A 22,450-nucleotide genomic window follows, 5' to 3' on the forward strand; every position below is an offset into this window, starting at 1 on the left:
CGCGACAGTTTGGGTGTCTAGCCGCCCGTCCTGCACAGTTTCAAATGCCCAGTCAGCCATACCTTCACAGCCAAGAGCCATCAGGACGTTAACGCATCGGCGCTTCAAGCCTGATTTCGCAGGGGAGAACTGCTACGCCAGGCGGTCATCAATCCGAGTGGGAGAATGGGCGCTAATGGGTAGCGGCCCCTGCTACTCAGCCTTATCCGCTTACCCACTGAAGCCAGCCTGCGCTTAACGCCAACTATTTGTCAGGTAATGGAAAGCACCTGTAACGCTGCCCCCGAATGCGCCGCTCAGCTCCAGCGCAATGCTATTCGACTTAGGTCTAACATCAGATCTGAGTGCAGACATCTGTATTTACAAAAAGCCTATATAAGATCCCTCTGCACACCGACGAATTACACGCGTCGCATCTAGCCTAAGAACCTGCTCTATAGTAGCTTTCGGCTATCACTCCAGATGTGCCTCCCCGCATGCTGCAAGACTACCTCGATCGCGCAATTGCGGTCGCGCTGCTCTGGGGCGCGGGTTACAGGGCCCAGTGCTGGCAAGCCACTTTTTCATCCGATATGGATATCAAATGTCGAATTTGATTTTCGCTGCAGACGTTGACCGTTCTCTGATTGATCAATTCTCCTCCGAAGGCGCTGGCCTCCCTGACCAAACCATGCTGAACCCCAAGGGGGAGCGTGATCCGTCTGAGCTTGAGCGGATCATCGGCATGACTCGCGCGATCCGCCGGCGAGAGCAGGCAAATGTGAAGCCCGGATTGCGAGTGATGGACTTCCACGCCACGTCTTGCGGACGATTGAAGTTACTGCTTCAGGACTTGTTCAACGCTCAACAACGACTGCTTAAAAAATCAAAAAGTATTGCGGGGTTCCATAGCTGGGAGCGGGTGATCTTCAGCAAATTCGATGAGAGCTGGCACGATCCCAAAGGTGCAATCGCACAACGCTTCGATGCCTTGTCCCAGGAAGACCGCGATGCGCTGGACGGCTTGCTCGAAAAGCAACTCGCATGGGTAGAGACCGCTAAAAAATGGGATGCCGATTTACGCGAGTTCATTCAGGGGCGCACCTACATCAAGCAATTGGGCGGCATGGTTGCTCTGTTGCTGGATCAGTTGGCAAGGTGGGATGACCTCAGTGCGGATGAAAAGATCGCTGTTGCAGACGGTGCCTATGCAGTAGCAACGCCTTTTAGCAATGAGCTGCTCGGCATTTTCATCACCCGTCAGCCCGCGCTGATGGGGTATTACACTGCCCTGCTGGAAGATGAGCAGAAAACCAGGAGCGTCGGCGATCACGCCTTGTCAGATGACGCCCCTCAGGCGCAGCAGGTAGCCGAGCCGTCAACGTCAGATGAAAATCCAAGCGCTCCGTTGAGCTTGTTTGGCCTCTACAGTGAGCTGTTCCAGCTGGCTCAGCAGGCAAAGGCGGATGCAGGCAACCTTCACTATGCCGAGCAGATCGAAGCGCTGATCACCTCCAACCTTCCTCGGCTGAAGCAGGAGTACGCGCTGAGCGAGGACTCGGTTCGAAAAATCCTCGCAGAGTGCATCGATGTCTTGATCAAAATCGGCCAAGAATTGGCCCTTCAAGACTTCCTGGACGTCGAGTTCCTGAAGGCGTTCAAGACAGCTTGGCTGGAGTATTTCAATGAACAGCTGCAGGAGGAAGTGTCAGAAACCTTCCTGACCGACCTGACGGAGGAGCGCGAGACAGGATCGACTGAAATCAAGGAGAGACTGCTTCAAGCCGAAGCGGTTACGGTTCGCATCGAAAGCGACCTCACAGGCTTCAATGAAAAGCTCAAAGTCGCAAATTTCCGCGAGAAGTCCGAGCTGCGCAACAGTATTGCTGAAGCCGAAGAGTCCCGAGTCAGAATCAAGCGACAGCTTCAGGAGGTCGAACAGGAAGGCTGCGATCTTTTGCTACCTCCAGGTCACCGACTTGAATCCCTGGACGCCGACGACCGAGACGTCGCTCTTACACCTGATGACTACCATCCGACGGCACGCTCGGCGCTCAAGGCTTGGGAGGCAATGGGTTATACCCCCGAACAGCCACCTACCCCTACCCTGTCTGATGTGGCTCCTATGCCGTCACCCTCTCAGCCGATCGTGGAACAGGTCAGTGAGCCCGGTACAGCGCATATGCCGCTGGTGGCAGATGTAGATCCAGACAGTGTGATGGATGAAGAACCCAACCTTGACGAGGTGCCAAAGCCGATAGCCGACTGTGAGCCGGCAGATGAAATCACCTCTGAGTCAGAGCCTGATCTGCCTGGACACGCTGCGTTAGATGAGACAATCGCTACGGGTCTGGCCACCGTCGTAGTAGCTGAGCCAGAGGAACTCCCCCCGTCTGATCCGGCTGAAGAAGAAGTCAATGTCTCGCAGTTTTACACCACCCCTACTGCGGCCCGTGAGCGCCTGGAGGACTGCAGACAAACGATGGATGTCGTTCCTGCAATCGCAGTCGAAAACATCGCATTGTTGTGGATCAAGAGCGGCCAACTGCCGTTGGCCAGCAAGACATTAGAAATCTCAGGACGCATGCATCTGGCCGGCGATCTGTTGTCGCTGCCGTTGGTGCAGTCAGCCTACCACGGCATGCACGTGTGGCGTGGCGACACAGCAACGGTAATTCGGGTTCAGCAAAACCTGCATCAGCTGTCCTCCGAGATCATCGAGAGCTGGATCTATCGACGCCCAGGTGGACGCATCGTCCCCTACCTCGTGTTAGCCGCCACTCTGCAGCCCACCCTGTTCTGCGGCGTAATGACCAATGCGTCACGCTTGCTCGCATCCGTTGCGGGCTACTTCGACGGCCCTGTTGCCAAGTTGATCGACGAGGTCGTCAGCTTCTCTAGCCATAACATCCGACTGGATGTGGATGCGCTACGCGAGCAACCTACAAGCAACGATAAGGAATTGCGCGACAAGCTGGCCGCGCGCCTCGTCGAGTGGCAAGACCGCATTCTGAACAAACAGACGGGTTGGGCCCCAGCCCGTAAAGCGATGAAAGAGTGCTTGGGGCGCGACGATTTCGAGCTCACCTACCAGAGCATCGTCAAGGACGATGCATCTCGAATCAATGAAGTGCGCGCGTTCGTCGATCAGTACCGAGACAAAGACGAGCAGTTCCGACTGATGGCCGCTGAAATTCACAAGATGATGAATGAAAGCACTGCTGCCCCTCAGATCGAGGGTAACGCCAGAAATTGGTTCCTGCGATCGATTGACGAAATCGTTGAGGTTGCAGATCAGTGGGTCGAGGGTCATACGCTCCTGGGCCAGCGTACCAGTGAGGTTACCAGGTTCGCGCCTCGCTTCCTTACGATGCTCAGTGCGGCCATCACTCACTTGTCGCAACGTTTCCAAAGCACAGAAGATCCGGAGCACCAGGCAGGTCTACACCTTGCCATGACCGTGCTCCAACGCTTGAGCAAAGTCGGCGAGCGGCATGATGAAACCATCTGGGAGGTCTCTCGAATCACGGGCTGGCTCCAATGGCCGACGGAATGGTTGGCCACGTCGGCAGATGACACGCCCGCCCATCAATTGACGCTGCTCACCCATCTGCTTGAGCAGGGAATGGACGATTCGACGCTCGCGAGCGAAGCTCTTGAGAACAAGAACTTCCGACATGCGCTATTGCTGACGCTCAATGCTCAGGACAGCAAGAAGGGCTCAAAGGCGCAGAGCATCGAAGCGATCAAGCGCTTGTTCCTGGAGGAGGTTCACCGTTGCAATATCCGCAGTGACCAGATGAGAGGCCTGCTGGATAACGCAAACATTGCTTCGCTGATTGACGATGAGCGGCACTATCAGTTGCGCGGTGAATTGGAGCACCTTCAGGATCAGCTCAAAAACCTGCGAGTGCTGGATGACCTAAGCGAGATTCACAGCAGCCTGGATGACCTCGAATCCAGCATCGTCAACAAGTTCACGGCCAAAAAGGTGGAGCTTGAGGCGTCTCTGGAGGCACTTGTCAATCAAGCCCTGGTCGACCGCGGGGTTGACTGGATACCTGCTGCCTGGATGGAGCAAATTCGCTCGGCCCTCAATACGCATGACACTACCGTCGCAGAAGAGATGCTGGAGCACCTCAAGCACTCTCTGGACAAAGGCGAGCCGCTGCAGAGCGAGACAGAGACGGGAACTGAGCTGTTAAAGCGTTTCCTCTCGCTTGAACCTCAGCTCCATGCTCTGCTGAGCGAGAACCATAATCCTCGTGAAGTGGTTCGCCACCTCTCCGGTTCGACTGTGAGCGGGCTGTCTTTGGACAGCTTGCCTACCCACTTCAAGCAGGCTCTTGAAGGGTTGATCAACCTGCGTCGCCGGATCAAGACGCTGGATAAAACAACCTATGACGAGCTTGTGCATATTCTGGCAGCGTTGGGCCTGGAGGCTGTAACACCATCCTTCAGCGCAGCAACGGCACAGCGCACAGCCTTCTCCGCGCGAAGCCGCATTGCACATCTCACCTTGAACGTGAGGCGATGCGACACCGGGCGAGGCATTGTGTTCTTCAACCAGAAATCCGAAGAACAAGCCATCAACGTATTGCTGGCTAACGGCGATTGGGCGCTCTCGGAGCTGAAGGTGCTGCTCACCGAGCAGACCCAGTTCCTGCATGATCGTACGGTGCTCATCTCAGCCAAGGAGCTTTCGAACGATGATCGCAACGAGCTGGCCAAATTCTCCAAGCAGCAACGACATGCTCTGCTCCATATAGACCCCGTCATGCTGACCATGCTTGCCGGGCTTGGAACTCCGGATCACCAGCGTCTTAAAACGTTCCTGCAGCTCAGCTTGCCATGGACATTCAGCAATCCGTACACCGGCAACCAGATGCAGCCCGCTCCGCCGGAGATGCGCTACGGGCGTCAGAGCGACGTCAAATCGCTGATCACCATGCGCAATGGCGCCGCCATGATTTTCGGTGGCCGCCAGCTGGGTAAAACGACGCTCTTAAACGAGACGCAGCGACGTTTCCACAACCCGTCACAACGCCACCACGCCTTCCTCTACCAAATGGATGGAGACCTTGACCGCGCGAATCTGTCTGGCAACGAGCTGGAAAAGCATCGCAAGCGCGTCTGGCAGATGATCTATCAGTCGGCTGTCAGTGGCCAGCTGATCAAGAACTCCTATCCCGTAGACGCTGACGCAATGATCGCTGAGCTGCGCGAGTACTTCGCCAAAGACAATCCTGACGCGCTGATGGTCTGTCTCGACGAAATTGACCCTATCCTGGGGCTCGATGCTGCCAACGGCTTCCGCATCTTCCGTGATCTCACTGGATTGGTGAACAACAGCAATGGCCGGTTCAAAGTGGTCATTGCAGGCTTGGAGAACGTCCGACGGTTCGCTGATGCGCCAAACTACCCGCTTCATCAGCTCGGCAGCGCAATCCAGGTTTCGATCATGAGCCCGGCAGAGGCACTGCAACTGATTCGCGAACCATTGGGGCACCTGGGCTACGAGTTCGAATCCCCGTTGCTGATGAACAGGATTCTGGTCGAAACAAACCGCCATCCTGGCCTGATTCACATCGTCTGCCATGAACTGATCCTGGCCTTGAACGCACGCCCAAATCGCCGCGTGGGCTCCGTCATGATTACGGCTGATGACATTGAGCAGATCCGTAAGGATCCGAACATCCGTCAGCTCATTTGCGACCGTTTTGACATCACGCTCAACCTCGACTTGCGCTACAAGCTGATCGCCTACAGTCTGATTTCGCAGAGCACCAGCAGCTTCTCCCCCAACCGTGCGAAATCCATCGTCCAGGAGTGGGCCCCGCACATCTTTGAGCCGATGACCGATGCACAGTTTGAAGCTTTCCTGGATGAGCTGTGCGGGCTCGGCGTTCTCCAATACATGCGTCGTACCGAGGGCGGCAAAGAGTATGCCCTTCGCAACGCCAACATCATGAACCTCGTGGGAGGACAGCCCAATATCGAGGACAAGTTGTTGGCGGCGGTTGAAGCAATCAATGAGAACGATCCATTGTCAGCACATGCGTTCCCGATCGACGCTATGCGCCCTTCCCCGCTTACGTTGCGAGACGAAAAGCTGCTCATCAGCGAGGAAGTGCGTGACAAGCCCATGCTGGGCGTGATTGAGGCCCGTTCCTCGAACTACTCCGTTGGCATTATCGCAGGCTCGGAAGCGTTGGGCCTTGATCCTCAGTGGATGGTCGAATCGCTTTTGGCCATTGGGGAAGAAGAGCCAGCGCTCAACAGAAATCAGAAGCCTGGTCGCTATTCGCCTGTCCACAAGCGTGACACGGATCTGAGTTCCGCCAGTGAGTTCAAGAAGCTGCTGGTAGATGTGATCATTGATGTCCAGGCCGTTCGCAAAAACGTGATGTTCTTTGTGGAAATCACCGGTAATCAGCCTGTTGGCATGATGCTGGATCTGCTCGATGTTGCGCACGAGGCGCGGCTGAACACCAATGCTAAACGCCACCGCGTTCGTGTCATCTTCCTAATGTCGCCGCGTGCCCTATGGCAATGGGAGTCGAATCCGCAGCTCACCCAAGGGCGCGAGACGATGCAGCCTTTCATTGCCTTGGACATCTGGAAGAAGACAGCGTTGGCTCACCTGCTGAACAAGCTCAACCTTGAGAACACTTCGACCTCCACCGACATCCTGGAAGAGTACAGCCAAGGCTGGTACTTCTCTCTAGACAGACTGCTGGCCGCCAAGAACAAAAAGACCGAAGTGGTCAAAGTGAACGCTTTCGGTGCGGCTTATACCTCGTTACTGCAGGCCAAACCCAAGAGCATGGACGAGTTCCTGAGCAAGGCTGGCGTTACCGCAGTGAGCTGGGGGCGTCCCGTACTGAGCGCACTTTGCGAGGAGGAACGCTTCGATGAAGAAGACCTTGAGATACGGCTCATGGATGACTACGGCGATGTTGACCCACAGCAAGCGCTGCGTTGGCTGACTCGCTTGCGCATTGTTGTTCCGTGCCGCGGGGCGATGAAGAAAAATTACTACCGCATTCCGCTGAGCATCAAGGCTGCACTGCTCATCAAGGCCCCTCAAGAGTCCAAGGCCTGATCATGACCCAGCAAACAACACCACCAATTGGCTGGGTGCAGGTCATGCAGGGTGCGTGGGGAGCTGTTCCAGCAAGTGAACTGCTCCAGCCCGGCGCCGATGCCTGGTCATCGATCAAGTTGCAGGCCCCCGACGCTGCGGAATGCGCGAGTATGGCGCTGGTTGGGCGTGCGCTGAAGTACGGTCAGTCCGTGGCGATAGCCTTGCCGCTGATGAGCGGTGAAGGGCTCACCCGTTTGATGGTGTACCTGCACCGAATCCGCTGGGATGCCTTACAGGGTGGTATACGCTCGCCGTGGCTCAACCCAGCCAATATGGAAACATGCCCAGACATCGTGTTTATCTCCCGTCCCCGGGTCGGTTACCAGGATCTGTCGAGGGTAGCTGCCTTGCGCGCGCGAGTACTCCGAGCAGCAGACCTGAAGCGCCATAAGAAGTCCGCTTCAGAAACCCTGGTGGTTGACGGCTCCGCCGATGTAATGGAAATGGTCGAAACGATCAGCAAAGCCAGCAAGCCTTTCGTCCTGGTCATCGACGGTACGCGTGGCGGTAATGACAATGCCGCTGCCGTGGACAGCGCACTGTCTGAGTCCTTCCCTGAGATTCCCCGGATCACGCTCCTGTCCCTCGGTGATGGTGAGTCCCTGGACAAAATGCGATCCAACGGGACGATGAGTCATCTATGGCTGATGAGGCTGGGCGATAAAGCTGCACTGGCCAAGGCGCCTGCGGCCAATAGCCAGTTCCAGCTGTCGGTCATTCAGGATCGTAGGGCGAATCACGAATTGGGGCAGATAGCCGACCGGTTCTTCGCCCTTCGCCGCGACCTCGATCGTAAAGACTCCGTGCTGAAGGATCGACTGGCCATCGTGGGAAAGGTCTTTCGGAGCCTGAACGAACTGCCCGTGCCACTCCCTTTCCTAGAAGGTGCATTACAGGCAGCGACACGCCCGGGGCTGTTTCCTGTTCGCTGCCTGGAACGATGGCTTGAGATCGCTAAAAAAGGCAGCGGTCTGTACGGAGAGTCAGACGTCGCGTCACTCAACCTGATTCAACAACTGGATGATATCCACGCGCTCTTTTTGCAATCGGTTGCCGGCAAAGCCGGATGGTTGCTCAATCACCTGTCCAGTTCGTGCGCGGCCAACCGACAAACCCTAGTTCTATGCGGCAGCCAGCATGAAGTCGCAGCGCTGGAAGCCTGGTTTGACAACGAGCTTGTCGAAGGATGGAGCAGTACTGTTCAGATTACGGCCATGGACGGCGTTAAAGCATATCGCCAGTTCCGCTCTGCTGTAGACGAAGTCATCATCACCGGCATGCTCTGGCCAAGTCGTCAGCACTGGTTAGCTACACCCTGCAGCCGTCTGATTGTACCGGCGTACGAGTATGAGCAGCCGTTTGTGGAGCGCATGCTCCACCTATGGTGGGCAAAGCACGGTGTAGAAAGCTGCCCCATGGGTGACAAACTGACACACTGGCAGCTCGGATGGAATAAGCACAGGTGCGAGGATTTACGCACCTTGGATCAATCGCTGGCCCTTGAAAGGCTGACCCCTGCTGATTCCAGCGTCTATCCCCCCAAGGAACGCCATGTTTCCGTACCACTGGACATGGCATTCGATAACTGGCTGGAGTTGCTGTTGGAGGAGCCGGTTGAACCATGTGCACCTGCTCAGAACGGTGATGCACTCGCACCGGATCTGATCTGGATCACACTTGAAGGGGCTCACACTGAACTGCCTTGGAGCAAGACCCGCCCGGTGCTCGTCCTGCGAGATGACGAAATTCATCCAACACCGGCAGAAGAGTTGACTGAGGGCGATCAGATCATCCTACTCCGCCATGTCTATGAGCGAATCGCCACGCAAGAAAAGCTTTTTGAGATGGTGGCCCTTTCAGAAGGTATGCAACAGTTTCTCCGAGCTGCCAACCGTTGGAAAACCATGGTCGATAGCGTTTCCGCTCGAATGACTGTGGCGCAGGTGCAGATCCAGCTTCGCAAGGAAAAGGTAAAGGTGTGCGACGCAACGGTCGGCAACTGGTTCCGACACAAGGTCTATGGCCCCCGCGATCGGGCGGCGATATCCGTGTTCGCACGACTTTCTGGCGCCAAGACCCCCGAGCGATCAGCCCATTACGTCGCCAACGGCATTGAGCAAGTGCGCGTTGCTCACCAGCAAGTTGGTAAGCAGCTTCGCAAAGCAATTCTAGAGCGCGGCAAGGGTGCAACCACCGTCGAGATTGGCGAACTGACAATCGACGGAAAGGCGTTTGACGACATGATTGAGGTAGGGACTGTCACCTCAATCCGAGCTGCGGCCACTCAGGTAATTTCGGCGAGAACGGACAATTTGATCGACATCGCCAATCAAGTCGCAAGCGCCCACCCAGGGCGCCTTTGCATGACCAATCCAGCCATCAAGTCGATGCGTGATTCGGTGTACCGGGATTACGGCAAATTCCGTTCTTGCCTGTCACTAATGGCCACCAAGCTCTACGAGCACTACAGCGAGCGAAATGGGCGGCTGCATGATGTGCTTGAGCACTTCAAGCAGGAGAACATCAGCTTCGAGCCCAAGATGTCTGCCGTGACAATGGGGATGTTCGCAGACAACCGGCAGTACAAAGGTAAGCCCGCAGACTTGAACAGGCACTTCCGTCTTGGCCGGGCCCGTGACCCTGCACTTACATTGCGCATTCATTTCGATTGGGATGCGGAGGACAAGCTCTTGGTGATCCACCACGCCGGCAAACACCTGGAAACAACACAATCTTAAGGACGAACCATGTCTCTAAACTACCGGGAAGAAATGAGCCTGACGGCTGCGTTTCTTGAAGAGATGCGCCTGCGACTGAGTGACAAGGACGTGGATGTGCTTCCGCCTGAAGGCAAGCTGTATGACGGGCTTGAGCCCAGCCGCGTCAGCCTGGTTGGTTGCCTGGGCGCTGCTCCCGACCCAGCTTATACCGGCCCGCAGCCGCCAAACTCAATCGGTATCGTGCTCTTGGTATCGCCCAATGAAGAGGGCTGCATCAAATGCGAGTTGAGCGGGCAGTTCGATGTGGTGCATCGCTATACGCCGGAACTTCGCAGCGTGGTAGAAAATCTGGTGCTTGATGCAGGCTCCCCCAAAAGAGCCCAGACCTTGCCTTTGGCATTCAAACGGTACACGGTGAGTTTCTCATCGATCCTGCTTGATCTTGATCCTCGCAAACCCAATGAATGGGTCTCAGGGCAAGCCGCGATCTCCAAGGTACTCACGATTGAGCAACAGCGCTGGCTCAGCGATCCCCGTGTCATGCGACGCTGCCATACGAATGGGAATGGCAACGCAAGATTCGGGTTCAACTGGAGCGATACCGCTCTTGCTGATCAGGCGAGCCTGAACCGCACGGTGCTTGAACAAATCGCCAGTGACCGAACTGCGATCCTCAATTACACGGTTAACCTGAGGGCACGACTGCGCCCTACTCCATCAGCCTTCGGTACCAACGCCCACGGCAGCTTCCTGCTGGAAGTTTTCCTGGAGAACCAGACCACCACCGAATATGCCCGGGCATTCGGTGTCGACTCACCTTACTTACTGGACGCCCGTTTGGTCACCCGGCTTGTTGCCGGCCAGAACTACAAGGTTCCCCATCGCCTGCAGCCGGAAGAGTATCGTTACCGGGATGATGACGGCCTCCCAGGCTATGGCATCAGTTGCGCGGTTGTAGAGGTGGCAGAAAAGCTATTCATGACAGACGGCATGCCTACTTCCGCGCAACCACGGGTTGATGCCCCCTCTCCTGCCGAAGTGGGAATGGACTACGCCCCAAGTTATGAAATGCTCGCGCGCGATCCGCTGCTAGTGTGTGACAGCTTTCTGAGGACGCAAGAACGCTACCTTGATGAGTGGGCGTTGCGTATCAATACGCTTGAGTCAGCGGGCCTGATGGCGGACAGAGATGTGGCCATCGCTGACCGACTTGCCTTTCAGGAGGAAACCAGCCGCATTCGCGATGGTGTAGAACTACTGCGCAACCATGACGACCTGCGGCGGTGCTTCCAGTGGATGAACGAAGCAATGGGCGCCGCCATCAAAGTCCAGGGGAAAAGGTTTACCGGATGGCACCTGTTCCAGCTCGGATTCATTCTTTCCCAGATCCGCTCAATCTACGAAAGGCACGCCACCTCGGCAGAGATACGAGGCAGCATGGAAACAGCGGATGTTCTCTGGTTCGCCACAGGTGGCGGGAAGACCGAGGCCTACCTCGGGATCATCAGCATGGCTTTGCTTTATGGTCGGCTGAAAGGACGCGATTTCGGCACGACTGCATGGCTCAGGTTTCCGTTGCGGATGCTGTCGGTTCAGCAGTTCCAACGCCTTTCCTATGTGCTAGCCCAGACCAACATGTTGCGCCAGCGGGAGCGCCTTGGTGGCTGGCCATTCACGATTGGCTACTACACAGGAGAAGGTACGCCAAACCGTGTCAGTAGCACCTATGGCGAAGACGTACAGAAAGGGTTCCTGCCATCCTTCAGTGACGAGCGCCTAAAATCCTACCAATTCATCTCTGATTGCCCCTACTGCGGCACCGCCGGATCCATCAGCATTGCGACCGATATGGCGCGGGCCCGTATCAAACATGTCTGCGGCAATTCGCAATGCTGGTCAAATTCAGCAGCTGAACCAGGAGAACACGGACAGGGTATTCAAGGCGAAATCGGTATCTACGTCTCGGACGAGGAGTGCTACCGATACCTGCCTTCGGTACTGGTAGGAACGGTGGACAAACTCGCGGTCATCGGCCACAACCAACGCTTCGTGAACTTCTTTGGGGGGGCGCGGTTCTTCTGTCCGGAGCACGGATTTTCCCAGAAATCCAAATGCCAGCATCGACGGATAGAGCGACGGGCTGACAAATGGGAGGCGCTCGACTGCGGCAACAACACCCGCACCAGCATCGTCAGGGTAGTGCCCCTCCCCGCCATGAAAGACCCAGGCTTCTCACTGCTGGTACAAGATGAGCTGCACTTGCTGCGTGAATCTTTGGGCAACTTTGACGCTCACTACGAGACACTGCTTAGCACCCTGCAGATCAGTCACGGCGGCAGAGCGCCCAAGGTGCTCTCCGCAACAGCGACCATCAAGGATTTTGAAGACCACATCCATCACCTCTATTTGCGTAACGCGGCTCGGTTTCCTGCGCCAGGTGTGAATCAAGGTGAGTCGTTCTATGCCCGAAAGGCGAAGGATCAAGAAACAGGATCACCTCTGATTCGGCGTTGGTTTGCTGGGATTCTTCCTATTGGTCGTGGCCGTGTCGCTATGAAAGCGGTGGCCGAAGCCAGCTCCCGTTTCCTGGATCAGGTAGATGACTGGCGAGCCAGACTTGCGAGCGGTGACGCACAGCTGCTCCAGGCGATCGGCCTGACCGCAAGCCAGACACAGGACGCCCTGCGCTATATCGAGAAAAACCTGAATACCGACCTGGTGTACGCGAACAGCAAGCGCAGCATCACCGAAATCATGCGGTATATGGAAGAGGTCAATGGCAAGTCCACCGCGGAACGCAAAGCACGGCTACTGGACGGTGAAACGCGTCTGGACATGATCCTCGATGCCATTCGCCATGTTGAAACCAAGCATGCCGATGACACCTGTCGGCACATCATTGCAACCAGCGTGGTGTCGCACGGCGTCGACATCGCAGAACTGAACTTCATGATCGTCGCTGGCTGGCCAAAATCGACAGCTGAGTACATCCAGGCTTCGGCTCGAAGTGGACGTGTGCACCCGGGAATCGTGCTCTGCGTTTTGTCATCACATCAGCTGTTCGAGTCTGGTGTCTTCATGAACTTCGGTGACTATCACACCTTCCTTGATCGGCTGGTGGACTCGGTACCCATCAACCGGTTCGCCCCGAACATCATCGACAGGACGTTGCCCGGGGTCATGTCGGCGGTTTTGCTCAACTGGGCTCCTCAACAAAAATGGGGCGGTGACTTGAGCCACAGGGTGAACGACCTGGTCGCGCTGCTGCGCAGCGACATCGGCAAGGTCGCAGCCGCGGAAATCAAGAACGTTGTAATCAATGCGCTGCGTATCCCAGCAGCGCTGAACAACTCCTTCGATTCGCGAGTCATTGCAGGCTTCGACGCCGCGTTGCACTCGCGAGTCGAGAACGCGCTCTTCGAGCTGGGTCGGTGGCCAGGAAGCAAGAACGACCAGACATTGGGCGAGGCGTTGGGCGATATCTTCGGGTATGCCCCGTTCCGCTCGTTCCGCGACATCGAAAACCAGATCCTGATAAAGCCAGTCAACAGCTCGGCTGATCAGATATTCATGGCATTGGCCAGGTAAGGAAGGAAAAATGGACAAGGAATATGTGAGCCGCAGCCGCCTCTTCAGGGAAGCCTTCCTCCCTGGCGCCTTTACACGCCTTCGAAATCAGGCCTACGGGCGCGTCATGGGTATCCTCAACAACAGCGGGTCAGTGTTGGAGGGCGTTGATAAGGAACAGCTGCGCGAAGCCGTTCTGACATTCGTACATGACTGGGAGAGCGCAGGCGGTCAGGTAGACCCTACGTTTCTGACCGCGGCGGAAAAAAAGCGGCTGGAAATTCAGTCTCCTTCCGAGATTTTCGTCTCTCCGGCGCCGCTGATCCTCACCTGCAAACGGTGTCGGGTGCTTGATTTTTACGACTCCCGTGAAGCCGATGACCGGACGCTCGCCAAAATGCAGGCCCGGATCAAGACGCACAATGGCCGGGATTTCATCCCTTGCAAGCGCCCAAGCTGCTCAGGCGAGATGATCCAGTTGCCTTACGTTTCGGTACACCGCTGCGGGTACGTGAATCCGGTCTACATCCCACACGCTGCGCGCCGATCGACCAACATTGGTTACCGAGATGCCGGCTCATTCTTCCATTCATCGTTCATCGACGTAGAAACGGGAGACAAGCTTTCTAGCTCACATCAAGACGATTGCCCGGCGTGCAGCGCAGCATTTGGCACTGAAATCCAGAAGCGTGGAACACCGTTGACCAGTGGTGAGTCTTTCTACGCGCAGAGCACTCAGTACATTGCGCTTAGCGAAGACAGAGGCAAGCTGATCGCGAGTCTTCTTCAATGCTTGCAGGGCGCCCTAGAAGGCGCGGAAGGCATGGCCACGGATATTGCTGAAGGCGTGGCTCTGACATTGCTAAAAAGAATGTCTGGGCGGGAGCTTGAGCAAAGACTCTCAATGATGCTCTCAGCCAACGTGGGGGATGCAGATGAACAAGCAGCGCTGCGGACGCTGTTGGAGAGAAAGAAAGCCAGTATTGCCAAGCTTGAAGTGATGGCCGAAGACAATGAAGACCTGGCCCTTGTTCTCGACTCTGCCCGCAAGGAGGTGGCCCAGATCGAAGGTAAGCTCGCAGCGTCTTCCGGCAGCTTCAGTGCCGTGCGCGACTTGATACCAGAGCTCACCACACTGATCGAACTGGTCAGCAATCGGCGCAGCCTCGAAGCCGTGTTGTTGCCCCATGATGTGCAAGGCAGAACAATCGAGCAGGAGATCCAGGACACGACGGATATCGCGCAAAAGGATCTGCTGGCAGCTAAATGGCAGAGTGTTCAGCAGCGATACGGCATCGATTCGATCACCCACATACCCGACTTGCGCGTGGTGTTGGCCACGCTGGGCTATTCGCGCGAGCGAAGTGCACCGTCGATTATCCCGGACGCGCCTCCGGTCATGCTCAACGCCTTTGCCGATCGCGTCGACGAAGCGATGAAAGGTAAAACGTCCATTTACGCAATGTCTGCAAAAACCGAAGCCTTGTGGATACGCCTCGATCCCCGCAAGGTGCTGCGTTGGTGTATCGACTCGGCATTCCTGGACTCACCAGGTGATACTGTGCTTGCCGATAAAGCACGCAGTCATGCTTATCTGCTAAGCCGCTACCATGTATTGGCCATGCACCCTGGCAAGGCAGCACGGGAGATTCCGGCACGCTCACCTGAAGAGGGTGCACCCTTCAACCTGCTGCACTCGATCAGCCACGCACTCATGCTGACAGCGCGCCGCCATACCGGTTACGACTCCAAGAGCATCCAGGAATACCTGATCCCCATGGATCTGTCGGTCATCTTGTATGTGTCTTCCGTGCAAAATTACACCGCGGGCGGACTGCTGACTCTATTCCAGCACTACCTGAAACCCTGGTTTGATGACGCGAGCATGTTTGCCTTCAACTGCGCATTCGACCCGGTGTGCTCAGACGTCGGTAATGCATGCAGCGGCTGCGTCCAGATAGAGATTGGTTGCGAGACGTTCAACCAAGGCTTGTCCCGGGCGTACATTCACGGCGGCCCGGCTAACCGAGAGGGCTCGTTGATCATTCGCAAAGGCTACTGGGACAAGCATTAATCGATGCCCAAGAAGATTCGCAGTGTATTAACACGAAACCAACCACCCCATGTGTCTCTGAGCTAGGTAACCACAATGCCTGCAATCAAAAAGCTGGTGCTGCAAAATTTTAAAAAGTTCGGCACGCTGACGCTTGAGTTTGACAGCGGCGTTAACGTTCTGATTGGCGACAACGAGACCGGCAAAAGCAGCGTTCTGCTCGCGCTGGATCTTGCCCTGAGTGCCAGCCGAAGCCGTGCGGAAACGCTCGGCTTCGAATCACTGATTGCCCAGAGCGCAGTGCAAAAATTCCAGCAAGGGGCGAAAACGCTAGAGCTGCTTCCAACACTGATCGTCGATGTGTACCTGGAGGAAGGTGAAGATCCGGCTCTTTACGGAACCCAGAACCTCACTGGCACCATGACCGACGGCATCCGCATGGAAGTAGCGCCGCTACTGGAAGAGTTCGGCCCCACGATTCTCCAGCTGCTGAAAGATGATCCGGACAACTTCCCTTACGAGTATTACACGGTGAAGTTTTCCACCTTCTCAGGCGCACCGCACGTAAGCTACCGTCGCCCGCTAAAACACCTGTTGCTCGACAGCTCCCGCATCGACAGCGAGTACGCCGCCCGGGAATACACTCGAACCGTCTTCAGCTTCAACGCCGAGCCGCCCGAACGCTACAGCCTTGAAAACCGCTACCGCCGCGGCAAGGAAGCGTTTCGCGACCAAGAGCTTGCAGCGCTCAATGCGGGCCTGGGTGCTTACCAGTTCGGCGTGCGGAGCAGTATCCGGTCGAACCTCGAAACCGACCTGATCATCACGAAGGAAGGCATCCCGATCGAGAATCGCGGCAAGGGCGAACAATGCTTCATCAAGACGGAGTTCGCGTTACGTAAACATGAGGCCAGAGGCGAACTCAATGCCCTCCTCCTTGAAGAACCGGAGAACCACCTCAGTCACACCAAGATGAAAATGTTGGTGGAAAAGCTGGCCAACACTGCCGGTACCCAGCTGTTCATCGCTACCCACAGCAGCCACATAAGCTCTCGCCTTGACCTGCGCCATGCGCTGTTGCTGGGTGAGGGACAGAAAACCGGGCGGCTTAAAGCCTTGTCAGATGGAACGGCCAATTTCTTCATGAAAGCCCCGGACAACAATGTCCTTGAGTTTGCACTTTCAAAAAAAGTCATCCTGGTCGAGGGCGATGCAGAGTTCATTCTGATCGAGGAGATGTACAAGCAGCACACCGACGGAAGAACGCCTCAGTCTGATGAAGTGCACATCATCTCGATCGGCGGTACCAGCTTCAAGCGCTACCTGGAACTCGGCAAGCTACTCGGCATCAAGGTGGCGGCGATCCGCGACAACGATGGCAACCACCAGCAACACTGCGTAGACAATTACGACGGGTGCCTGTACGACCGCGCCTGTATCTTCGCCGACTCCGACAACGATCGCTCAACCTTTGAGATTGGTTTGTACCTGGACAACAAGGCTACCTGTGATGCCCTGTTTGCCGCGGGGCGGAAGAAGCTCACGGTTCAGGAATACATGCTCAAAAACAAGGCTGATGCAGCCTTCGAACTGCTGACGAAAAAGGCAGCTGAGCTCGTCGCCCCTCAGTACATTCAGGATGCGATCGCATGGATAAGAGAGTAATTTTTGCGGTCGCCGGGTCGGGCAAGACTACGCACCTGATCAAGAGCCTCAACCTTGAGCAGCGCGCGTTGATCATCACCTACACGGAGAACAACCATAAGCATCTGCGTAATAGCATCATCAAGAAGTTCGGCTCCCTACCCAAGAACATCAGCTTGATGACCTATTTCACCTTCCTCCATGGGTTCTGCTTCCGCCCCCACATGCAGATGCAAATGGGTACCCGGGGCTTGAGTTTCAGGCGGCCACCGCAGCGCAGCTACCCGTTGACCGACCCAAGGCGGTTTCGGGACAGCAGTGGTCGGCTTTATCACAACCGCCTGGCCAAGCTGATCGAAACGAAGGGCCTGCTCCCCGCGGTAAAAGCAAGGATCGAACGGTTCTATGACGCCGTCTATGTCGACGAGGTACAAGACTTCGCAGGCCATGATTTCAACCTGCTACTGGCCGTCTCAGCAGCAAATGCAGACATGCTATTCGTGGGGGACTTCTACCAGCATACCTTTGATACCAGCCGTGACGGTTCGGTGAACAGCACGCTGCATGACGACATCACACGCTACGAGAAGCGATTCAAGGACGCGAAGATCACCGTCGACAAGGTGACTTTGAGCAAGAGTTGGCGGTGCGGCGTGACAGTCTGTGACTTCATCCGTGTGCAGCTGCAGATCAACATGGACGCCCATGAAGAACGGATCACCGACATCGTCAATGTCGAAACCCAGGCGCATGCTGACGAGCTTCACAGCAATCACACCGTGGTTAAGCTGTTCTACGAGCAGCATCACAAATACGGTTGCTACTCCCAGAACTGGGGCGCCAGTAAGGGTGAAGACCATTACAACGATGTCTGCGTGATCCTAGGTGCCAAGGCCTGGAAGCAGTACCAGGAGGGCAAGCTGCACGAGTCGGTAGCCAAGACCAAGAACAAGCTGTATGTGGCATTCTCACGCGCCCACGGAAGCGTTTATGTAGCTCCCGACAGGCTGTTCAAGCATTACAAGTCGTAGTTGCCAACACGTCGCGCTGACCATCCTGTCCTACCCAGAAAGGAGTTGAGGTCTTGGCCACCGCTGAGCCTCAACCCGTAGGCCCCACCAAACCGACAAAAAAGCCCGCGGTAAAGAGCGGGCGGGAATTATCGAAGGCCTGAATGGCGAAAGCCCTGATTAGCGCGTACTGCTGAACGCACTGCTTGCGTGTAACTCATAGACGCGACGAGTGCACAAATGCCAACATTCAGGAGCAAATGTGAACACCGCAGCGAGGTATGACAAGTGATCAGGCTTCTCCGGGTTGAGAAGATCACCTGCTTTGACTGCCCATTTACGCTGTCCAAACTCGCGTCGCACCACTGACTCGGCTACGGTTGCAAAGCGCTGCACATCCTCTTCATCAATGACCGACGCCAGCAAATCTCGGTTGGCCTGGATGCGCGCCTTTGGATAGCTCTCTTCAAAATATAGCCTGAAAGGCATGAAGCTTTTGTAAGCAGGCCAGGCCTGGAGCGCATCTGCTGCGTTCGGGTGCTCAGTCACATTGCAACGATGCAGGTGAGCCATTCAGCCAGGACACTCGCCTTCCTGTGGGAGATTCGCCCACCCAAGCAGACGGTTTACTGGGAAAGCACAGCGAATCTGGCATTGTGCCATCGTTTTTGTGGTAAATGACTTCAAGAAGGTCGACATGCTGCCGATGGCCAGATTGGAGTGCCACACAGTAGCTCCAGCGTGCCTTAACGGTGGCCTACATGAAGGACGAGATTACATGGAATCGAAAGAAACCCTGGAGCAGGGTTTTCGTACTGCCTTGGGCGGCTTTAACCAGCTGCAGAACCAATTTCTGAACGACGCGTTGGATCAATACTCAGTGCTGATCAAGCAATCGATCACCACTGATGCCGGGGCCATTACCAAGCAGTCGCTGGCCGTTCAGCAAGGCTTTGCCGCCGAAGCGCACCATACCGGCTCTTACAACATTGAGGCCGCTGGCAAGGGGGCCAACAACCACCGAGCGACCATGGACGTTGGCAGGCGCAATGACCCTGTCACCGACATCCGCATCAACACCCCCGACGGCTCAAAGGACTATCAACTTAAGTTCTATAAGGATGCCGAAAGTAGCGCAAAGGCCATCAACCATGGCGACTACCAGGATGTCGGCAAGATCGTTCCTGAGGAGCAACTGGCCGATGCGCAGGCCACTGCACGCAAGGAAGCCGCTCGCAATACCGAGACTCGTCCAGAAGTCAGCGAGAACTACAAGAAAACAGCCGAGACCCTAGACGACTCCATTCACTCGGATGATCGCCCGGATATCAAGAGCAAGCCGCTTAAGCGCCGCGGTGAAGGTAGTTCTGAAGAGCTGGTCAACGAAACCAAGAAAGAAGGTAAAGGGCCTGAGTATGCGGAAAAAGACCGCGTACGTGCTGAGTTCAATCGCATGCAGTACGCGAATGCCGCCAAGTCCGGGGCCATTTGCGGAGCCTCGCTGAGCGCCGCCTCCGAGCTCCTTGGTATCCTTCGCAGCGACGAACCTCTAAGCATGGATCAGTGCTGCGAGGCAGCAGAGCGCATTGTTTTGAGCTCCCTCAAGGGTGCCGGCAACGCCGTGCTTGTAACGGGCATACAGCATCTCGGCCAGAACCTGATCGATAGCGCGTCCCACACCGCTCTGAAGAACGCCGGTGGCCATCTGATCAAAGGCAACGTGGCCTCCGCTGTCGCCAATATCGCGGTGAGCCTCGGCCAGAACATCTATAAGTTCTCTCGCGGCGAAATAGACAGCCTCGAATTTGGCGGATCCATGATCAGCACGACCGTAACAGTCGTGGGTGGATCGATGGCATACAGTGCCGGTGCAGCCACTGCTACGTTTCTGGGCCAATGGGTCGCATCCGAGATCGCCTCCACTACCCTGCTGGGCACAACACTGGGTGCCTTGGGGCCCATCGCATTGGGCACCGTCTTTTCCATCGGCTTCTCCTTTGCATTGTCGGCTTACGTCGGGCATTTCGCCGGCGCTGGAAAGAAACTGGCGATGCAGGACATGCAAGATGCGATGGCGAAGCTCAACGGCGGCACGATCAACCTTTCGCAGTATGCCGGGCTGGTCGGAACGATGTCGGAATTCAAATTTGAGTGGAAGGACATGCTGCCCTTCTCGGGCAGTATTTCAGTGTTCTCCGAATACCGCACCCGTAAGAGCCAGCTGATGGCTGTTCAAAAGCAAATCGAGGCCCAAATCACCAAGCTCCCAGCTCAGGAAGCTGAAGCGCTATACCAGCTGAAGGCCAGCTACCAGCAGAAGATCATGCTGATCGAACAAGATTATGAGCGTCAGCGTAACGAGATTACTCGCCAGGCGGGTGAGCGCTACCAGATGCTTGGTAAAGACTTGAGCGCTCACCTGGAAATTCAGTTCCTGATGTTCACGCCAATCAAGAACACTCTCGCCGCTGACCGCAAGGAGCTCAAGGCCGCCAGTAGCCAGCAAGGTCTGGCCAAGGCTCGCATGGACGCGTATCAACAAGAGCTGGAGGCACTTCAGCAATCCTATGAGCTGACTGCGCGTGCAGGCGGGAATGTCGATAAGCTCGCGCAGACGATGCTGGCCACTATCGATACCCGCCTGAACGGCGTTTTACCACGTGAGACGTCTTGGGATCAGGCTTACGAATTTTTCGTGCCGCAGTAGTGCAAGGAGCACAAAATGTTCAAGCGACTTGTCCATTTCTTTACAAGCCGAAACCTTGAGAAGCATCGCCAGCAAACGCAGTGCATGATCAATGAATACGAGCGCCAGGCTGCCGCCAGCCAAGCCCGTGTCCAAGCCCAAGCGGATGCGTACAAACTCGAAATCCAACAGCTCGCCAAGCTGCGCGAGGAGGAGCTCAATAAGTACATGGAGCTGCTCACCGATCACATCGGCGAAACCACGAACTACATCGCACAGCTCAAGGAACTGGCACCCGCTATGTTCCTTTGCATCGAGGCCTGGCTGCGCAAGGACATCAGCGAGCAGCGCTGGAAGCTTGAGAGAGACAAACGTCACGTCGTCGACTCCACGATTGTCTATCTGGGCGAACTCACAAGCGAGATTGTCCGGCTTTCACGCAAAACTGAGCGACGCGATTGGCAAGCGATAGTCGCAGAGCGCCCCCCACGTGTCATGACGCCGGAAATCAGCAAGCACACGAAACATTTCATGAAGGACGCCAAGGGTGATGCCCAAGCGTACGACGAAGATCTACAGCGCATTGATAGCTACCAAAGGCAGCTCAGAAAGCAGCTGCGTGAGCTTCGAACATCCGCCTTAGCACTCAAAGTGGACATGGAGCAGGCCCGAGAGCAGCATCGCCAAGCCAGGCAACAGGTGCAGCGAATCAATGAGTCCTGCGGCGCGAAATTTCGAGCCCTCCAAGAGGTATTCGAAAACTACTTTCAGTTCTCTCAAAGCGAGTCGCCCCTGGCCAACGAGTGGTTGTCCCAAATGCCTCACGGTGGCAATTTGAGAGAGATCAAGCAGGTGCTCTCAGACACGAAACCTGATTGGGAGCATGCTAAAAACACAACGTCCCACCTCAACAACCGCAGGAAAAACGTTCAATCGCGTATTGATCGGGCGTACCAGGATCAAGAGTACTCATCCCTCGACGCAGCCAAAGCAGAACGGTCGGGCATTTTTGAAGAGCTTAATGTTGCCCGTGAGCATCAGAACACGCTCTACGCCGCACGGCAGGTCTTTGTTCTGCGTCGCGATGAGATCAACAAGCTCATGGACTGGATCAATGACCTTCATCCGTCCAAGACCATCGAGCAGGTCTTCGGCCTGCTCGCCCGTGACGACGCTGAAATCTACTGGCCAGCGATTGGTCTGGCGACCAAGGCGGTACGCCCAAGTGCACGGAGGCATAAGTGAGCGCTTTGAAATCCCCTCAAGTGAGACTCAGCTTTCAATGGCAGACCCCGCACTCAAAAGAGTGCTACGTCGCAATCTGTGAGGCCGTGGAACTGGGTTACAACACCAACGACGCAATCCTCGCAGCGTTACCGCAGTTTTCGGTCAACCGCCTTGTGCTCGGATTGGACAAGCTACTCGCAGCTGGCATGGCTCACCTCAACATGAGCACACTCAGCATCGACACTGACATGCGCATAGTTGAGGCACTTGCAGCCGGTCAAGCACTGGAGCTGCCCTTAGAGGCCGAACAGTTGCAACGCAACGACCCTCTGCTCTGCAAAATTCTGCAGGGCATTGGAGTGCAGAATCCTTCGGGCGCCTTGTCGCTCCTCAGACCAAAAGTCGAGGTGATCTGAT

Annotated in this window: 10 protein-coding genes; 9 read left to right on the top strand and 1 reads right to left on the bottom strand. The window is 55.9% G+C overall.

Going from position 1 to position 22,450, the window contains the following annotated elements:
- Positions 1 to 811: 811 nt before the first annotated feature.
- The 6 genes from B4I46_RS19850 to B4I46_RS19875 all read left to right on the top strand — a co-directional run bounded on the left by B4I46_RS19850 (position 812) and on the right by B4I46_RS19875 (position 18,141).
- A complete protein-coding gene (locus tag B4I46_RS19850; RefSeq protein WP_376787182.1) occupies positions 812 to 7,084 on the top strand; it encodes a hypothetical protein in 6,273 nt (2,090 codons plus the stop codon).
- Between the two features lie 2 nt (positions 7,085 to 7,086).
- Positions 7,087 to 9,864, top strand: a complete 2,778-nt coding sequence (locus tag B4I46_RS19855; protein ID WP_286901464.1) for a hypothetical protein — start codon at positions 7,087 to 7,089, stop codon at positions 9,862 to 9,864.
- 9 nt (positions 9,865 to 9,873) lie between these two features.
- The gene (locus B4I46_RS19860) at positions 9,874 to 13,434 is read left to right on the top strand and encodes a C-terminal helicase domain-containing protein (protein ID WP_286901466.1); all 3,561 of its coding nucleotides are present in this window, start codon (positions 9,874 to 9,876) and stop codon (positions 13,432 to 13,434) included.
- Positions 13,435 to 13,444: 10 nt separating this feature from the next.
- A complete protein-coding gene (locus B4I46_RS19865; protein WP_286901467.1) occupies positions 13,445 to 15,487 on the top strand; it encodes a hypothetical protein in 2,043 nt (680 codons plus the stop codon).
- A gap of 75 nt (positions 15,488 to 15,562) precedes the next feature.
- Positions 15,563 to 17,131 (top strand): ATP-dependent nuclease, encoded by a 1,569-nt coding sequence (locus tag B4I46_RS19870; protein WP_116549891.1) that lies wholly within the window; start codon positions 15,563 to 15,565, stop codon positions 17,129 to 17,131.
- Entirely contained in the window at positions 17,116 to 18,141 is a 1,026-nt protein-coding gene (locus tag B4I46_RS19875; RefSeq protein WP_286901469.1) for an AAA family ATPase, read from the top strand. The genes B4I46_RS19870 and B4I46_RS19875 overlap by 16 nt, the downstream gene beginning before the upstream one ends.
- Before the next feature lie 159 nt (positions 18,142 to 18,300).
- Here the strand turns inward: B4I46_RS19875 and B4I46_RS19880 are convergent, their stop codons facing one another.
- A complete protein-coding gene (locus B4I46_RS19880) occupies positions 18,301 to 18,693 on the bottom strand; it encodes a hypothetical protein (protein ID WP_286901470.1) in 393 nt (130 codons plus the stop codon).
- A gap of 205 nt (positions 18,694 to 18,898) precedes the next feature.
- Between B4I46_RS19880 and B4I46_RS19885 the strand changes: the two genes are divergently transcribed.
- From B4I46_RS19885 to B4I46_RS19895, 3 genes are read left to right on the top strand one after another with little or no spacing between them, the layout of a single operon-like run.
- Positions 18,899 to 20,827 carry a hypothetical protein gene (locus tag B4I46_RS19885; protein ID WP_286901472.1) on the top strand — a complete coding sequence of 643 codons (1,929 nt, stop codon included), beginning with the start codon at positions 18,899 to 18,901 and terminating at the stop codon, positions 20,825 to 20,827.
- 15 nt (positions 20,828 to 20,842) lie between these two features.
- Positions 20,843 to 22,051, top strand: coding sequence for a hypothetical protein (locus B4I46_RS19890; protein WP_286901473.1), 1,209 nt, complete (start codon positions 20,843 to 20,845; stop codon positions 22,049 to 22,051).
- Positions 22,048 to 22,449 carry a hypothetical protein gene (locus B4I46_RS19895; RefSeq protein ID WP_286901475.1) on the top strand — a complete coding sequence of 134 codons (402 nt, stop codon included), beginning with the start codon at positions 22,048 to 22,050 and terminating at the stop codon, positions 22,447 to 22,449. Before B4I46_RS19890 ends, B4I46_RS19895 begins: the two co-directional genes overlap by 4 nt.
- Position 22,450: the final 1 nt, after the last annotated feature.

Source organism: Pseudomonas sp. UBA7500 (assembly GCF_002478435.1).
Lineage (GTDB): Bacteria > Pseudomonadota > Gammaproteobacteria > Pseudomonadales > Pseudomonadaceae > Aquipseudomonas > Aquipseudomonas palmensis.